The following is a 16,761-nucleotide window of genomic DNA, read 5'->3' on the forward strand; positions in this document are numbered from 1 at the left end:
CGAGGCTCGCCCGAAGCGAGCCCCGGCCAGCCCCTCAGCGCCGCAGCATCGAGCGAAGGAGCTCCAGCGCCTCGGTGACGTTCTGCCAGACCTGGAGCGACTTGACGCCCTCCCCTTCGCCCTGCACCGCGCGACGGGAGGCCCGCTCCAGGGGCAGCAGCACACCCTCCACCAGCTCGATCTGCCGGCTGAGCTCCGCGGGCGAGGGTCCGGCCACGGCGGCCCGCTGGAGCGCCTCCGCCGGCACCTGGGCCGACACGTTCACCGGACGATCCGCCAGCGCCGCGAGCGCTCGCGACAGCTGGTCCAGGTACGGCCCGAAGTCCTGCGCGGGCGCCTGCTGGACGATGGGCGCCTGCACGGGCGCGGCCGCGCGCTCCGTCAGCGCCTTGAGCAGCTGGGCCAGGTGCTTGAGGTACGGCGTCAGATCCGGGCTCGCGGCGACGGGCGCGGCGGCCGCGACGACCGGAGCTTGCTTCACCTCACGGCCCACCCGCGCGACCTCCAGCACCGCGTCGCGCAGGGCCTCCAGGTACGGCAGGGCCTCGGCCGTGGGGTCCGCCTCGTCATTCGCGGCGCCCTGGGCCAGCTGCGTGGCCGCCTGCGAGACGGCGTCGCGCACCGCGCCCAGCTGCTCCTCGATGCCGCTGAGCTGCCCGGTGACGCGGGCCACGGGGTCGTCCTCCTTGCCCCCCATGCGCTTGACGCGCGCGAAGCCCTGCTTGATCTCCTCCCAGCGCTTCGCCTTCTCCGGGGTGAGCCGGCCGCGCATCTCCGCCAGCTTCAGCAGATTCTGCTCCGCGGCGGTGGTGAGCGTCTGGGACTCGCCCTGGTAGTGGTCGTCGATGAGCCGCTCCAGCTCCGCGTCCGTCATCGCGGAGACGAGCTTCTCGGTCAGCTTGCTCATGTTGCGGTAGCTGCCCTGGAGCTTGAAGGCCGGCTCGGTGCGGAAGCGCTCGTCCTGCGCCGCCGAGGCGATGTACTGCATGTTCACCTTCAGCAGCACCGACTGCACCCGGAACATCCGCTGGAAGATGGCGATGATCTCCTGCAGCTCCGCCGCCGCGTAGCCGTGCTTCATCTCGCCCGCGGGCACCTCCTCGCCCTGGGCCATGCGGATGAGCCGGTGCGTGTCCGCCGAGTCCCGCGTGGCCAGCGGCGCCGTCACCGTGTTGGAGGTCAGCGCGTTCTCCAGGTAGCTCAGCGCGAACAGGTGCTCCTTCCCATCCAGGATGTCGCCCAGGTTGTACGTGTCCGCGCGGTTGGCGAGCATGTCCGGGATGCGGAAGCGCTCCCCCGTCTCCGTGTAGGGATTGCCGGCCATGACGACGCAGAACTTCTTGCCGCGCAAATCGTAGGTGCGCGTGCGGCCATTCCAGACGCCCTCGACGCGGCGCTGGCCGTCGCACAGGGAGATGAACTTCTGGAGCAGCTCCGGGTCCGTGTGCTGGATGTCGTCGAGGTAGAGCATCACGTTGTTGCCCATCTCGAAGGACAGGTTGATGCGCTCCACCTCCTGCCGCGCGGTGGCGTTGGGCGCCTCCGCCGGGTCCAGCGACTTCACCGAGTGACCCAGCGCGGGGCCGTTCACCTTGACGAAGGTGAGGCCCAGGCGGCTCGCCACGTACTCCATCAGCGTCGTCTTGCCGTAGCCCGGCGGCGACATGAGCAGCAGCATGCCCATGCGGTCCGTGCGCTTGCCCTCGCCCGCCGCGCCGAGCTGCTTGGCCAGGTTGGCGCCGATGAGCGGCAGGTACACCTCGTCGATGAGCCGGTTGCGCACGAAGGACGACAGCACCTTCGGCGTCAGCTCCTCCAGGCGCAGCTTGCGCCGCTCGCGCTCCAGCAGGTCGCGCTGCAGCGCGCGGTAGGCCTGATAGCGAGGCACGCGGAGTTGCCGGAACTCACCCAGGCGCGCCAGGAACTCATCCAGGCGCAACGGCAGCTTGCGGTCCTGGATGCGCGGGTGGCTGCCCAGCAGGCCCGTCACCTCGGCCGCCGTCAGCGCGCCCGCGGGCTCGCGGTCCAGCTTGCGCTCGGTGAGCAGCAACACCGCCGTCTCCAGCACGAAGTAGCCGGAGTCCCCGGGGCCGCCGTCCCGCTGCGCGAGCCATGCCTGCACCCACGCGCGCGCGATGTCCAGCCGCGACGCCAGGTCCTTCTCCAGCCCGCGCAAATCCTCCTCGAAGGCCGTGCGCGTCCCCTGCCGCTCCAGCTGCGCCAGGAACGCGTCCCGGAGCACCAGCGCCTCGCCGCTCGTGGTGAAGCGGGGCCGCTCCACGGCCAGCTCCTCCACCAGGTAGCCACCCGCCAGCCGCGCCTCCGCCGGTGAGTGCGAAAGCCCCTGCGCCTTCAGGAAGGCCCCCACGGCCTCGCCCAGCGCCATGCCCAGCTCGTGCAGGCCGCCCGCCGCGGAGAACGTCTGCCGCAGCCGCGCGAGGCTGCGCGCCCGACGGTGCAGGAGCGCCCGCGCCGCCTCCTCGGTGTCGAAGGCCCAGTACAGCGCCGCCAGGGCGCGAGGCACCGGAGCGAAGCGCAAGAGGCCCGCGCCCTGGTGCAGCGCCAGGAGCTTCTCCAGCACCGCGGCCGCGTCCACGTCGTGCACGCCGCGCTCGTAGCCCTCGTCGAAGCGGTCCGCCGCGTACGCGCGCACGGGCTCCAGCAGCGTCCCGCCGATCACCGCCGCGTGCAGCCCCGTCAGGGACAGGCCGTTCTTGCCCTCCTCCGCGTCGGAGAGGATGCACGCGGCCAGGTACTCGGCGCGGTACACCTCGCGCGTCTCGGAGACCAGGTGCTGGTCCCAGAGGTCCTTCTGCTCGAGCAGCGCCGGGTCCTCCAGCTTCTGCGCGTAGTCGGAGCCGGTGAGCTGCAGGTACAGCGCGCCGTCGCGCGGCACCAGCGTCAGGTCCAAGGGCTGGGTGTTGACGTTGAAGCGGTAGGGCCCCAGCTTGATGACGTTGTCGCCGTCCGCGAACAGGTCCTGCTTGTCGCGCAGCGCGCGCAGGGCGCCCTGCTTGGCGGACTTCAGCCGCGACTGCACCTCGTCCGAGCGCACGCTGTCCTGCAGCGCCATCAGCTGCTCGGAGAGCTGCCGCAGCTTGAGGATCATCGCGTCGGTGGCGAAGTACGCGTTGAGCTCGTCGTCGGACTTGAACGCCTTGGAGCGGCGCTGCACGCCCTGGAGGATGCGCTCCGCGGCGCCGAAGATGCTCTGCGCGCGGCGCTGGCGCTCGTCCACCAGCGTCTGCTTGCGCGCGCCGAACGCCTCCAGCAGCTCCTCGCGCTTCTGGGTGATCTGCCCGAGGAACTCGTCGAACTCGCCGAAGCGGCCCTCCAGCTCCTCCAGCTGCACGGTGAGGCGCGACAGGCCCTCGTCGCACTTCTCCGGCACGTCCGCCTGGGCCAGCGCGTTCTCGATCGCCTGCCCGAGCAGCTTGAACTGGGCGCCGAACTCCGCGCGCTTCTCGCGGCCGGACAGCTCCTTGCGCTTGGCGGCCAGGCTCGCGCGCACGCGGTTGAGCCGGCCGAACAGCTCGGAGATGCCCTCCAGGATGCGGGCGCGCGCGAGCGGGTCTCCCACCTGGAGGCCGCCCACCACCTCACCCAGCACGGTGAGGCCCTGGGCCGTCTTCTCGATGTCCTCGCCCAGCGGCTGCAGCTCCACCGTCGTCTGCACCGGCTCCAGCTTCGCGAGCAGTTCGTCCAGGCGCGCGGCCAGCGGCTGGAGCGCCTCCCCCTTCTGGAGGAACTCCACGCACGCGGTGCTGGTGGAGTCGGACGCCTCCACCACCGCCTTCTCCAGGGCGTCCACCCGCCCCAGGTCCATGTAGCGGATGTCCTTGAGGGTGATGAGGTGCCCGCGCTGCTGGCGCAGCTCCGCCAGCACCAGCATGAACTCCTCGGCGGTGGTGAGCAGCTCCGGCCGCACCCGCGCGAGCAGCTTCGCCTGGGCCTGCTCCGCCTCCGCCAGGGCCTCCGTGGCGCGCTTCTGGAGGGCGAGCACCTTCTCGAACTCGTCGATGATGAGCTCGGAGGTGCGCCGCAGCGTCTCGATCGGCTCCTGGAGGCCCGTCTCCGCGTGGCCCAGCCAGTAGTACGCGTCCAGCGCGCGCGTGGCCGCGGCGACCAGGTCCTCGTAGGTGCGCCGGCTGGGCTTGTCCGTCTTCGCGATGCGCTGGAGCGTCAGCGAGTCGGAGATGCCGCGCACCAGCTCCGCGTTGCCCACCTTGCCCAGGTACCCGGGCGCGGGCGGCGTCGCCGCCGCGTGCTCGTCCGACGCGAAGGGCGTCTGCCACACCTGCATCGGGTGCACACGCGTGGGGTCCGCCGACGTCTCGCGGAACACCACCAGCCCGCCGTCCCCGAAGAGGCTGTACCCGTTGCACACCAGCGGGTTCTGCACCTCCTTGCGCACCAGGTTGTACGGGAAGAGCAGGTAGCGCCCCACCTCGCGCTGGTGGAAGACGTAGAGCACGTCCTCGCCGTTCGGCGAGCGGATGACCTTCTTGAACTCCATGCCCTCGCCGGTGGCCTCACCGTCGAAGACCTTGTAGTCCCCCGTCTGGAGGTAGTAGCCGCCGGGGAAGATGATGCCCTGGTCCTCGGGCAGCCGGATGCACGCCTGACCGATGGCGTCGATGCGCACCACGTGCTGCGTGCGCGAGTTGAACACCAGGTAGCGCTGCGTCTTCTCGCGGAAGGGCAGCACGCGCAGCAGGATGAGCGTGCCCACCTGTGCCCAGGCGAAGCGCGCGTCGTCCAGCGACTGGTTCGCGTCCTCCACCGGCTCGCTGTAGATGCCCAGGCCCGAGGACGTGTTGTCCTCCACCTTCACGGTGAGGTCCCCCTTCACCGTCTCCACGAAGACCTGGTCCAGCACGTTGACGTGCGGGTGGGCGCCCAGCACGTAGTTCTCGCGCGTGGCCACCGTCCACTCGAAGTCGTGTGACGGCGGGAAGGTGTGGTCCTTGTCGCCCTGGTTGTCGAGGTAGGTGGCGTGGCCGTCCGTGTCCAGGCTGAAGCGGAAGACCTTCAGGTCTCTCGCGGACTGACCCGTCTTGAACACCGCCAGCAGGCGCGCGTCCTTGCGCCGCAGCTGCAGGAGCTTCGCGTCCTTGTAGTAGCGGTACAGCTCGCCGAAGTCCTTGATGAAGCGCGGGTCCGCCAGGAAGCCGCCGCCTTCCGTGTGCGGCACCGCGGACAGGTCGAAGCCGTCCGCCGTCTTCTCGAAGCGGTGCAGCGAGAACACGTCCGCGATGGACGTCTCCTTCTTCAGCCCGATGAAGACGTTGTAGCCGAAGAGCAGGTACTTGCCGACGCTGACGATGTCGCGCGCCACGCAGTTGTTCTCGGTGCGCACGCGCTCGTTGCCGATGACGGCCAGCTCCGTGCCACCGAAGAACGCCTTGCGCCGCGCGTTGAGGTCGGCCGCCTTGGTGCCCAGCGCCTCCGCCTGCGCGAGCAGTCGCGTCCGGATGACCTCGTAGCTGCCCCCCTCTAGCGCGGCCTCGCCCGTGGGCGCCGCGCCCTTGCCACCTTCAGTTGCCATGAGTGCTCACCGGAATTGCGCATGGACCCCGCCCCGTCCCCATCGAGGGGACGCCACCCCGGAGGGCCCGGGGCGGAGTCGTCGTGACGTCATGGCCGCCACCGCGCGGCTCGCGCGGCGGTGGCGGCCCCCTGCTGATGGCCTCAGCCCTGCTTGTCGGCGGAGGCGGCCTTGCCGTCGGAGCCCAGCAGGGCCTTCAGGCTCGCCGCCGTCGCGTCCGTCGCGCTCGGCGTCATGCGGTGCAGCAGCGCGGCCACGGCCAGGTTCTGCGCGTCGTTGCTCAGGCCCGGCTTGGAGAGGATCTCCTTGAGGTCCGCCGGCAGGTCCTTCTCGCCGTTGACGTACCCGCCCAGCGCCTTCTTCAGCGACTCGCTGTGGTCCAGCGCGCCGTCCACCGCCGTGCCGAAGGACACCGCCTTGACGAAGCGCTCGAAGAACTCGCCGTCGCCGCCGACGATGTTGAACTTCGAGTTGGCGAACGCCTTGGCCAGCACCTCCGCCTGCGCCTGCGCGATGTCCTTGCGCACGCGGATGTTCTCCAGCTCCACGTCGCGCTCCTTGCCGAGCCGCAGGCGGAACTCCTCGTGCTCGCGCCCCACGCCGTCCATCAGCTTCATGGACGCCGCCTTCTCCGCCAGGCCCCGGGCCTCGGCGAGCAGCTTCTCCTGGATGGCCGCGGCCTCCGCCAGCTGCTTCTCCTTCGTCGCGATGGCCTCCGCCTCGCCGCGCTTCTGGATGGCGACGGCCTCCGCCTCCTGCACGCGCGCCCGGGCCAGGCCCTTCTCCTGCTCACCCGCGGCCTCCGCCAGGAGCTTCTCGCGCACCGCCTGCGCCTGGGCGTGGCCCTGCTTCTCGATGACGCCCGCCTCGGCCTCCTGCACGCGCACCTGCGCCATGCCCAGCTTCTCCGTGGCCGCGGCGTCCGCCTCCTTCACGCGGATGCCGGCCAGGCCCGTCGCGGCGGCCTCCGCCTGGATGCCCTCGGCCAGGCGCGTCTTCGCCTTGGCCGTCTTGTCCGCGGCCTCCAGGTCCGCCTCGGCCAGGGTGAGCTTCTCCTTCGCCATGTACACCGCCATCTCGCTGTTGGCCTTGGCGGCGTTCACGTCCTTGACGGTCTTCTCCTGCGCCTGGCCCTCGGCGGTGATGATGAGCGCCTGCTTCTTGCGCAGCGCGTCCGACTCCACGCGCAGGTCCTTGATGCGCTCCTCCTCCTGCGCCACCGTCTTCTCCACGGCGATGCGCGCGCGCACCACGTCCGCGATGTCCTTCTTCTGCTCCTCCAGCGCGCGCTCCTTGGCGATGCGCTCCAGCTCCGTCTCACGCTCCCGGCCGATGGCCGCCAGCGAGCGGGCGCGCTCCACGTTCTCCGCCTCCACGCTCACCTCGCGCTCGCGGTGCTTCTGGGCCACCTCGATGTCGCGCGTCTTGTTCTGCTCCTGGACGAGGATCTCCTGCTCGGCCTTGATGCGCGCCAGCTGCGCCTTGGAGTACTGCTCCTGCTTGACGCGCTCGGCCTCCGCGGACTCCTCGGCCTGCACGGACTCGATCGCGCGCTTCTGCTTGGCGGCCGCCTCCTCGCGCTGGCGCTCCAGCTCGAAGATGCTCTGGTCGGCCTCGACGTTGCGCTTCGTCACCGCCTGGCGCTCGGTCTGCTTCAGCTCGTTGGTGACGATGTTCTGCTCGGTGGTGAGCTTGGTGATCTTCCGGATGCCCTCGGCGTCCAGGATGTTGTCCTTGTCCAACATCTCCACCGGGGTCTGCTCCAGGTAGTCGATGGCGCAGTCCTCCAGCATGTAGCCGTTGAGGTCGCGGCCGATGACCTCCACCACGTTGTCCTTGATCTCGGCGCGCTTGGTGTAGAGGTCCACGAAGTTGAAGTTCTTGCCCACCGTCTTGAGGGCCTCGGAGAACTTCGCCTCGAAGAGCTTCTCCAGCGTCTCCTGGTCGCTGGCGCGCACGCAGCCGATGGACTGGGCGACCTTGAGCACGTCCTCGCGCGTCTTGTTCACGCGCACGAAGAAGGTGACCTTGATGTCCGCCCGGATGTTGTCCTGGCAGATGAGGCCCTCCTTGCCGCGGCGGTCGATCTCCACCGTCTTCAGCGAGATGTCCATCACCTCCGCGCGGTTGATGATGGGGAACACCACCGCGCCGGAGAAGGTCACCAGCGGCTCGCTCTTGAGCGTGTTGACGATGAGCACCTTGCCCTGGTCCACCTGCCGGTAGAGACGGACGATGGTGAGAATGATGCCGGTCAGGAGGATGACACCTCCGCCGACGGCGGCTACCAGCGTGATGGGATCCATGGCCTTTTCCTGTGAAGTATTGACGGCGGGCCTTGTATCAGGCGCCAGGGATCCCCCGCGAAAGCCCCCTGGCGTCGAATCCATTCACGGCCCGCCCCCCTCTGAAGCGGACCCGTGCCTCGACTCAAGTCATGCACGTGCCCGGGAGCGTGCCAGCGCCGCCGCCCGCACCGGGTCGCGAAGCTGGTCCATCTCCTCCGGCAACAACCAGTCCACCGGCTCCACCTCGTACGCGTCGCGCTCGGCGTCGTACGCGAGCACCAGGGCCGGGTCTCCGCGCTTCAGGCCGTTCGCCTTGGCGCAGATGACATTCAAGATGATGCCCGCGCCGCCGTCCTCGAACGTGGCGTGGCCGTTCCTGTCCGTGACGCTGCCGCTGGAGATGGTGCACACCCGGCCGAGCAGCGAGTCGCGCCCCGGCGCCTTGTGCGCCACGAACACGGGCCGCAGCGGCCGCACCGCGAAGCCGGAGATGACCAGGCCCGCGATGAAGCACAGGATGCCCAGCGTGGAGTTGATGAGCCACGAGGGCAGCACCCCGCCGAGCAGCGCGTGCGCCGGCGGCGTGGCCAGCAGCGACAGGAACCACGAGAAGAACGACACCAGGCTCACGGACACCGTGAGCGGAATCCCCGCGAAGCCCAGCGTGGAGAGGATGCCCCCGTCCACGTGCGCGTCGTGGTCATGCCCCGCGAGCGCCTTGCCGCCCTGGAGCGCCTCGCCCGCCGCCTTCGCCCCGCCCTCCAGCGAGCCCGCCAGCGCCTTGCCGCCACCCTCGATGGCCGCGCCCAGCGCCTTGCCGCCCGACTCGAAGTCGACGTGCCCGCCGTCCAGCAGGTCGATCCCCACCGCGCCCACGATGACGAACAGCCAATAGGTCAGCACCACGCCCATGGCGGTGGTGAAGAGGGCGGTGGGGAACGCGAGGATGGCGTCGAAGAAGGGCGTCATCAGCGCTCCGGACTCTAATCCACGGGCATTCCCATCGAAAACCGGGGGGGTCGTTTTCCTGCCTGCTCCACGGGCGGGAAAGCAGAGACGACCTTACGTTGCCGCGCGCGCTCGGGATTGGCACCTCCAGAGGGCCGGGACCCAAGGTTCCCGGGGTCCACCTCCACCCGGAAGCCGCGAAATGCAAGCCACCGCCGCCACTGCCCGCCCGCCTCGAGCCCCCGCCCGGAGCCGGGGCCTCACGCGGCTGGAGCGGCTCCAGCAAGAGGGCCTGCGCCGCGTGGGCTCACCGGGCCGGGGCTTCCGCTACGTGGACGCCAGCGGAAGGCGCGTGGACGCGAGGACGAAGGAGCGCATCGAGGCCTTGCGACTGCCGCCCGCGTGGCGCGACGTGTTCATCTCCCCCTCCCCCACCGCGAGCCTCCAGGCCGTGGGCCGCGACGCCGCGGGGCGCTGGCAGTACCGCTACCACGCCGCGTACCGGAGGAAGGCGGACGAGGCGAAGTTCCGGCGCATCGTCGGCTTCGCCCGGGCCCTGCCGCGCATGCGCAGGCGCGTGAACGCGGACCTGCGGCGCCAGGGGCTGGGGCGCGACAAGGTGCTGGCGGCCACCCTGCGCATCCTGGGCACGTGCTTCATCCGCCCGGGCAGCCAGCGCTACGCGGAGGACAACGCGAGCTTCGGCATCGCCACCCTGAGGAGGAACCACGTGCGCGTGTCCGGGGACACGGTGTCGTTCGACTTCCCGGGCAAGAGCGGCAAGCAGCAGCACCGCCAGCTCACCGACCGGCGCGTCGCCACGCTCGTGCGCAAGCTCCTGAAGGTGCCCGGGCGGGACGTGTTCAAGTTCGTGCTGGATGACGGGCTGGTGGTGGACGTCCGCCGGCGCCACATCAACGCGTACATCCAGGAGGTCATGGGCGAGGACTACAGCGCCAAGGACTTCCGCACCTGGGCGGGCACCCTCATCTGCGCGTGCGCCCTGGCCCGGGCCCGGGCCCGCGCGAAGCAGGCAAAGGGCCCCGCGCTCAAGAAGAGCATGGTGGCCGCGGTGAAGGAGGTCGCCGAGCACCTGGGCAACACGCCCGCCGTCGCGCGCTCCTCGTACATCTACCCGTCCGTGCTGGCCCTGTTCGAGCGGGGCCAGGTGGTGGACCGCTACTTCGACTCCGTGGACGAGCTGACGTCGTCGCGCGGCGACAGGCTGCACTGCTCCGAGAAGGCGCTCCTGCACCTGCTCGACACGCCCCGGCGCCGGCCCGACGCGTGAGCCGGGCCGGGCCCGTCCCGCGCCTAGGCGGGGACGACCTCCACCACGCTCGGCGGCATGTACGTGGGCAGCACGCGGTGCACGCGCAGGCCCGCCTTCTCCACCAGCGCGGAGTACTCCGGGCCCGTGCGCTCGCGGCCGCCCACCAGCACCAGCATGGCCATGTCGTAGAGGTTGCCGAAGTGCGGCACGTTGTCGCCCGGCAGCACCGTCTCCACGATGAGCAGCTTGGACTGCGGGCCCATCGCCTCGCGCATGTTGGTGAGGATCTTCAGGCTGCGCTCGTCGTCCCAGTCGTGGAGGATCTGCGACAGGATGTAGACGTCGTGGCCCGCCGGGATCTTGGCGAAGAAGTCGCCCTCCAGCACCTGGCAGCGGTTGCCCAGCCCCATCCCGTTCAGCCGCGCCGTCGCCTCCGCCTTCACGTGCGGCAGCTCGAACAGCGCGCCCTTCAGGTGCGGGTGCGACTGGAGGATGTGGCCCAGGAGCGTGCCCGTGCCGCCGCCCACGTCCACCACCGAGCGGACCTGCGAGAAGTCGTACGCGCCCACCACCGCCGGCGCGTTGAGGCTCTGGTACGCGGCCATGCTGCCGTTGAAGATGGCCGCGTCCTCCGGATGACTCGACAGGTAGCCGAAGAAGCTGTCCCCCATGAACTTCTCGACGGACGGCTGCCCCGTCTTCAGCGACGACACCAGGTCACCCCAGGCCGACCACGACAGCAGGTGGCCATGCGCCCGCAGCGAGCCGTACACCGAGCCGGGGCTGTCCTTGCGCAGCATCTCCCCCAGCTCCGTCAGCCCGAAGGCCTGTGTCTGTTCGTCCTTGATGAGCACGCCAAGCCCGCTGAGCAGCCGGAGCATGCGGCGCAGCGCGGGGGCATACGTGCCGCTCGCCTGCGCGAGCTCCTCCGCCGTCTTGGGGACGTCACCGATGATGTCGGCGATGCCGAGCTCCGCCATGATTTGCAGGCTGCGAGAAATCCAGAATCCGTAGACCATCTGGGTCATCACCGCCGCGGCCGGCGGAGAGCTGGGAGCAGCGGAGGGAGCACTGTTGACGGAACGAGGTTGCTGGCTCATGCAGGGGGGACCTTGCGCGGGGGGGAGGGACGGCCCCGCAATTCTGGAACCTAAAAGGTAGGCAGTAAAAGCCAATTGATCCGCTCCCCCTGAAACTCCGTTATTTCTCGTCTTGAGCGCCTACATCACCCACCGTCAAGCCCTGCCTCCCGGTGAGCTGGAGGCCCTCCGGGACGCCCTGCTCGGCTCGCGCTTCGTGGCGCGCAGCCCGTTGATGGGGACGTTCCAGGGCAGCCGGGGCTTCGCCCTCATCTTCACCCGGGAGGGCCGCCCCGCCCTCGAGGCGCGCTTCCCCTTCCTCACGCCCTTCCTGGCGCGCGTGCTGGAGCCGGGGAGCGCGCGGGGCCTGCTGCCGTGGCGCGAGCGACTGTTCAGCGGACGACAGCCCCGAGCCGAGCCGAACGCCTTCTATCTGAACCTCCTGCTGCTCGACGCGGGCATGGGCGTGGGCCGGCACATCGACGCCACGCTCCAGGAGCCCAGCGGCGTGCCGGACGCCACGCCCCGCCACGTCAGCGTGCTCTACCTCCAGGTGCCTCCGGGCGCGCGAGGCGGCGCGCTGCGGCTGCTCGAGGACAACCGCCCGCTGGGTGAGGTGCGGCCGCGCCCGGGACTGCTGGTGCACTTCCAGGGACACCTCCAGCACGAGGTGCAGCCCTTCATCGGCGCAAGCGACGACACCCAGCGCGCCAGCCTCGTGTGCGAGCAGTACGTCTTCGCGCCCGAGGCCCTCGCGCGCCTGCCGCCCTTCCGCATCCAGTCCAAGGCGGGCTTCGCGGCCTACCTGGACTCGCAGCGCGAGCGCACCGACGGCTGACCCGCATCCGTACTGCTGGTGTCACCGGATTGCGCGAAACCAAGAAATCAATGTGAGGAGCAACTTCCAGGCAGGCTGCGCGGATGACTCTTTGCGGCATCTCCTTGAGCAACGGGGAAGCCGCGAAGCGAAGTAGCGAAACCCCATGGAGGCAACAATGAGGTGGAATTCCCCGCTGCGGCGCGGCCTGTTCGGCGCCGTCACCACCATCTTGGCCCTGGGCGTTGGCTGCGGTCCCGCATCCGACGCGAACGAGCCTCAACCCCCGACCCCTGAAGCACCCGCCGAGTCGTTGCAGGTGGAGCTGGATGACGCGTTCGTCGCCGTTCCGCGCAAGGTGAGCGCCGAGGAGCAGGGCCGGGTCGTCCAGCGACTGGACGGCTCCGTGTCCAACTCCGGCGAGAGCTTCTACCTGGCCATCCGCAAGAGCGAGCTGGGGCAGCGCTGGTTCATGTCGGCGTACCTCAAGCAGCTGCACCCCGGCGCGGTGTACTACGGCGCGGCGTCCTCGCTGGGCACGCGCGTGGTGAGCTTCAAGGAGCAGAACGGGAAGCTGTTCGTCTTCGACGCGGATGACCGCAAGACGATGAGCGACGTGTTCGACCCGGAGGTGCTCATCGAGGCGTGGCCCATCGTCAACGACTACGGCGCCTTCAACGTCCTGCGCGGCTCCAACAGCTACATCCTGGTGGACCCGACGGCGGGGCTCAACCGCTACGGGGTGATGGGCGAGGCCTACGGCGCGACCGGCGTGCGCTTCCAGACGGAGCTGAGCTTCGCGCAGCGCTTCCGGAAGATCTCCGACGGCGTCACGTTCGAGCAGGTGTTCACCGGCTACGCGGACGTGCCGGACCCGTCCGCGCCGGACTTCCTGGAGGACAACCTGTTCCGCACCTCCGGCACGCTGGGCATCGCCCTGCGCCAGTACAAGGAGGGCCAGGGCTACACCCCCACGGAGCTGCCGTGGCTGGAGCACTACTTCCGCGGTGAGCCGCGCATCCTCCCCAACACGGGCTACGTCACCCAGACGGCGGCGAAGTGGAACATCCGCCCGGGCATGAAGCCCATCAAGTGGATCATCACCGACACGGTGAACAAGGTGCAGGCCGACCCGCGCTTCGCCAACTACGACGTGGTGGCGGCGGTGAAGCGGGGCGTCGAGGGCTGGAACCAGGCGTTCGGCTTCAAGGTGTTCGAGGCCTCCGTGGGCGCGACGTCGGGCTTCGCGGACGACGACAAGAACGTCATCATCTTCGACCCGGACGCGTCCGCGGGCTTCGCCTTCGCCGACTGGCGCCTCAACCCCAACACCAGCGAGATTCGCGGCGCCACCGTCTACGTCAACGCGCTGTGGCTGGAGCTGGCCGACGGTGAGTTCGGCGACGACGCGCAGGCCGCCATCGCGGCGAAGCTGAAGAACGCGCGCAAGCCGGTGCGCATGTCGTGGGGCGGCTTCGACAAGGACCACCTGTGCGCCATGCCCCTGCCCCCCATGCGCGACGACGCGCTGGCCAAGCACAAGAAGCTGCCGGGGCCCGCGGCGGAGACGCAGCGCACGAAGAAGGAGAAGGTGGAGGCGTACCTGACGCACGTCATCCTCCACGAGGTGGGCCACACGCTGGGCCTGCGCCACAACTTCGCCGGCTCGCTCGTGTACACCGGCGCGCCCAACAGCCCGCGCTCCAACTCGGTGATGGAGTACGTGTACGATCCCGACGCCATCTTCGTGGACACGCCGCAGTCCTACGACGTGCAGGCCGTCCGCTACCTGTACGATTTGTCGCCGGACGAGCCCACGGAGCTGTTCTGCACGGACGAGGACACGGAGCTCGAGCCGTACTGCAACCCGTATGACCGCTACTCCGACCCGCTGGGCGCCTTCTACGGCTCCACGTACGCGCTGGTGCAGGAGCTGCTGCTGTACGAAGTCCTCCCCTTCCCGCTGCTCGCGGGCTCGTTCGACTACTACCTGAACGCGACGCTGCAGTGGGCGCGCTCGGGCGTGGAGGTCGACCAGACGTACGCGTACGACGTCGCCATCGCGGCCGTGCGTCCTCCGCTCGCGGTTCCGCCGGACGCGGGCCCGGGCTACGGCGCGGTGGCCGACGACCTCGCCCGCCGCGTGCTGTCCCGCCTGTACCTGGACCCGCTCGCGGCGCGCGGCAGCTTCACGGCCACGCCCGGCGAGGACAACGCCATCACGCCGCAGGTGCTCGCGGACATCCACGGCATCCTCATCAACGTGGACGGCGTGCGCGGCTTCCAGTCCCGCCGCGCCATGGTGGACATCCTGAAGAACATGCAGAGCCTGCCGGCCTACGTGGCCCTGCGCCAGGGCCGCGACGCGGTCCAGGCCCAGCTGGGGACGCTCAGCGGCACCGAGCTCATCCAGGCCGAGGACCTGCTGGCGCGCATCCAGGCCGCGCTGTCGCCGTACTACCGCTGATGCCGTGACGTGAAGCCCGGGGCCTGGTGCGCCGGGCTTCCGACCGGGGCCTCCGCCGCTCGCGACGTGCTCGTCGTGGGTGGCGGGGGCCCCAGTGTTTGAAAGGCCCGAGTCGCCGGCGCGCCAGGTGCACCACACTGCGCGTCTGGGAGACAATGGCCCGCCGTCTCGATGGGGGGCGGATTGATTCGCAGGAGCGAGGAGGCATCACCGTGGCTGTCGATCCGCAGGGCAACGACATCGAGCGATTTCTCCAGGAAGACCCCGGCGGTCCCCTGGTGATGATGAACCTGGTGAAGTTCAAGGAGGGTGGCCGCGCCTCGTTCGCCGAGTACGCGAACGCCGTGATGCCCTTCATGCTGAAGGCGGGCGCGCAGCCGCTGTACGCGGGCGACTGCTCCACCCCGCTGGTGGCCGAGCCGGGCCAGACGTGGGACGCGGTGATGCTGGTGCGCTATCCGAGCCGCGCCGCCTTCCTGCAGATGGTGAGCGACCCGGAGTACCAGCGCTTCAACCACCTGCGCACCGCCGCGCTGCACGAGGCGGTGATGCAGGCGACGCTGCCGTGGGCCGCGTCGCCCTGAGCGGTGTAGCGCCGACTCAGCGCCCGGCGAGCAGCCGCAGCTCGGCGGTGGGCAGGAAGCCGGGCGGACGTCGGTGGCGGGTGGCCTGCTCGTAGGCGTAGGCGAGCTTGAGCAGCGTGGGCTCGCTCCAGGCCTGACCGATGAAGGACAGCCCCACGGGCAGCCCGCGCACGTAGCCCGCGGGCACGGTGAGGGTGGCGTAGCCGGAGACTGCGGCGGGCGTGGAGCTGCTGCCCAGCCAGTGGTCTCCGTTCACCAGGTCGATGAGGCTGGGAGGCGCCTCGGTGGGGGCGACGAGCGCGTCCAGGCGGTGCTTGCGCATCACCGCGTCCAGGCCCTGCTCACGCGACAGCTTGCGGCACGCGGCCAGCGCCTTGCGGTACTTCGCGTCGGTGAGCGGCCCGCGCGCCTGGGCCTGACGGAACAGCTCCTGGCCGAAGTACGGCAGCTCCCGGTCCGAGTGCTCCTCGTTGTAGCGGATGAGGTCCGCGAGCGTGCGCAGCTTCGTCTGGTCGCCCAGGCTCGCGAGCCAGGCCTCCGTGCCGGCCTTGAACTCGTACAGCATCACCTCGAACTCGTGCTCCTGGAGTTTCTCGACGTTGGGGATGGGCGCCGGGTCGATGATGATGGCGCCCTTGGAGCGCATGACCTCCAGGGCCTGCTCCGCGAGCGCGTCCGTGGCGGCGTGGTAGCCGTAGTAGTGCTCGCGCGGGACGCCGATGCGCGCGCCCTTGAGCCCGTCGGCGTCGAGGAACTTCGTGTAGTCGAGCCCGGTGTGGCCCTCACTGCGCGCGGTCGCCGCGTCCGCGGGGTCGATGCCCGCGAGCACCGTGAGCAGCGCGGCGGCATCCGCCACGGTGCGCGTCATGGGCCCCGCGGTGTCCTGGCTCTGGGAGATGGGGATGATGCCCGCGCGGCTGATGAGCCCCACCGTCGGCTTGAGGCCCACCAGTGAGCACGCCGAGGACGGGGACACGATGGAGCCATCCGTCTCCGTGCCCACGGACACGGCGCAGAAGTTGGCCGAGGTGGCCGCGCCCGAGCCGGAGCTGGAGCCCGACGGCGTCCTGTCCAACGCATAGGGATTGCGGCACTGCCCGCCCCGTCCGCTCCAGCCGCTGGCCGAGCGCGTGGAGCGGAAGTTGGCCCACTCGCTGAGGTTCGTCTTGCCGAGGATGACGGCGCCGGCCGCGCGGAGCTTCGTGACGAGGAAGGCCTCGCGAGGAGGCACCGCGCCGACGAGCGCGAGCGAGCCCGCCGACGTCTGCATCCGGTCCGTCGTGGCGATGTTGTCCTTGAGCAGCACGGGGATGCCGTGGAGCGGTCCGCGCGCGCCCTTGCTCTTGCGCTCTTCATCCAGGGCCTGCGCGATGGCGAGCGCGTCCGGGTTCACCTCGATGACGGACGACAGCGGCAGCGGGCCCGAGCGGTCCAGGGCGGCGATGCGCGACAGGTAGCGCTGGGTGAGGCCGTGCGCGGTGTACTTCCCTTCCCGCATGCCGGCCTGGAGGTCGGCGACGGTGGCCTCTTCCAGCTCGAACGGCGCGGGCAGGGACTTCGTCGCGTCGGGGCTCGCCGAGGCGTCGAGCGTGGCCAGCGCGGTGGCCGCGGCCGTGCCACCGAGGAAGGCGCGACGACTCAGATTCCATTCGGAGGGCGGGAGCTTTTTCATGGCGTCGCGCGCACTACAGCAGTGGTGCATCAACGGCCGCAACCCGGGTGGGACGATTGGAGGAAGTCCCGCGCACGCCGCGTCG

At 70.1% G+C, this 16,761-nt stretch carries 9 protein-coding genes; 4 read left to right on the forward strand and 5 right to left on the reverse strand.

Annotation, left to right across the window (positions count from 1 at the left end; translation table 11 throughout):
* Positions 1–34: 34 nt before the first annotated feature.
* The 3 genes from FL311_RS02125 to FL311_RS02135 form a co-directional block, all read right to left on the reverse strand.
* Complete coding sequence (locus tag FL311_RS02125) at positions 35–5,548, reverse strand: DNA repair ATPase (protein ID WP_141323115.1); 5,514 nt, start codon at positions 5,546–5,548, stop codon at positions 35–37.
* 143 nt (positions 5,549–5,691) lie between these two features.
* On the reverse strand, positions 5,692–7,854 hold the full coding sequence (locus FL311_RS02130) for a hypothetical protein (protein WP_141323116.1): 2,163 nt from the start codon (positions 7,852–7,854) through the stop codon (positions 5,692–5,694).
* A gap of 129 nt (positions 7,855–7,983) precedes the next feature.
* Positions 7,984–8,805: a hypothetical protein gene (locus FL311_RS02135; protein ID WP_141323117.1), complete on the reverse strand. Its 822-nt coding sequence runs from the start codon at positions 8,803–8,805 to the stop codon at positions 7,984–7,986.
* A 181-nt stretch (positions 8,806–8,986) separates the two neighbouring features.
* Between FL311_RS02135 and FL311_RS02140 the strand changes: the two genes are divergently transcribed.
* The gene (locus FL311_RS02140; RefSeq protein WP_141323118.1) at positions 8,987–10,075 is read left to right on the forward strand and encodes a DNA topoisomerase IB; all 1,089 of its coding nucleotides are present in this window, start codon (positions 8,987–8,989) and stop codon (positions 10,073–10,075) included.
* Between the two features lie 23 nt (positions 10,076–10,098).
* Here FL311_RS02140 and FL311_RS02145 read toward each other — a convergent pair whose 3' ends face one another.
* Complete coding sequence (locus tag FL311_RS02145; RefSeq protein ID WP_141323119.1) at positions 10,099–11,076, reverse strand: methyltransferase; 978 nt, start codon at positions 11,074–11,076, stop codon at positions 10,099–10,101.
* Positions 11,077–11,269: 193 nt separating this feature from the next.
* Here FL311_RS02145 and FL311_RS02150 point away from each other — a divergent pair, with 193 nt between their 5' ends.
* The 3 genes from FL311_RS02150 (at position 11,270) to FL311_RS02160 (ending at position 15,004) form a co-directional block, all read left to right on the forward strand.
* Positions 11,270–11,974: a 2OG-Fe(II) oxygenase gene (locus FL311_RS02150; RefSeq protein WP_141323120.1), complete on the forward strand. Its 705-nt coding sequence runs from the start codon at positions 11,270–11,272 to the stop codon at positions 11,972–11,974.
* Between the two features lie 157 nt (positions 11,975–12,131).
* Complete coding sequence (locus tag FL311_RS02155; protein WP_194869007.1) at positions 12,132–14,420, forward strand: zinc-dependent metalloprotease; 2,289 nt, start codon at positions 12,132–12,134, stop codon at positions 14,418–14,420.
* Between the two features lie 212 nt (positions 14,421–14,632).
* The gene (locus FL311_RS02160; RefSeq protein ID WP_141323122.1) at positions 14,633–15,004 is read left to right on the forward strand and encodes a DUF1330 domain-containing protein; all 372 of its coding nucleotides are present in this window, start codon (positions 14,633–14,635) and stop codon (positions 15,002–15,004) included.
* Between the two features lie 16 nt (positions 15,005–15,020).
* On the opposite strand, the gene FL311_RS02165 is transcribed toward FL311_RS02160, so the two are convergent.
* A complete protein-coding gene (locus FL311_RS02165; protein ID WP_141323123.1) occupies positions 15,021–16,676 on the reverse strand; it encodes an amidase in 1,656 nt (551 codons plus the stop codon).
* Positions 16,677–16,761 lie beyond the last annotated feature (85 nt).

The organism is Myxococcus sp. AB025B (assembly GCF_006518215.1).
In the GTDB taxonomy this organism is placed as follows: Bacteria; Myxococcota; Myxococcia; order Myxococcales; family Myxococcaceae; genus Myxococcus; species Myxococcus fulvus.

Coding starts and splice junctions, on each gene's coding strand:
- FL311_RS02155 (WP_194869007.1), top strand. CDS start 12,132: ATGAGGTGGAATTCCCCGCTGCGGCGCGGCCTGTTCGGCGCCGTCACC.
- FL311_RS02140 (WP_141323118.1), top strand. CDS start 8,987: ATGCAAGCCACCGCCGCCACTGCCCGCCCGCCTCGAGCCCCCGCCCGG.
- FL311_RS02145 (WP_141323119.1), bottom strand. CDS start 11,076: ATGGTCTACGGATTCTGGATTTCTCGCAGCCTGCAAATCATGGCGGAG.
- FL311_RS02130 (WP_141323116.1), bottom strand. CDS start 7,854: ATGGATCCCATCACGCTGGTAGCCGCCGTCGGCGGAGGTGTCATCCTC.
- FL311_RS02165 (WP_141323123.1), bottom strand. CDS start 16,676: ATGAAAAAGCTCCCGCCCTCCGAATGGAATCTGAGTCGTCGCGCCTTC.
- FL311_RS02125 (WP_141323115.1), bottom strand. CDS start 5,548: ATGGCAACTGAAGGTGGCAAGGGCGCGGCGCCCACGGGCGAGGCCGCG.
- FL311_RS02135 (WP_141323117.1), bottom strand. CDS start 8,805: ATGACGCCCTTCTTCGACGCCATCCTCGCGTTCCCCACCGCCCTCTTC.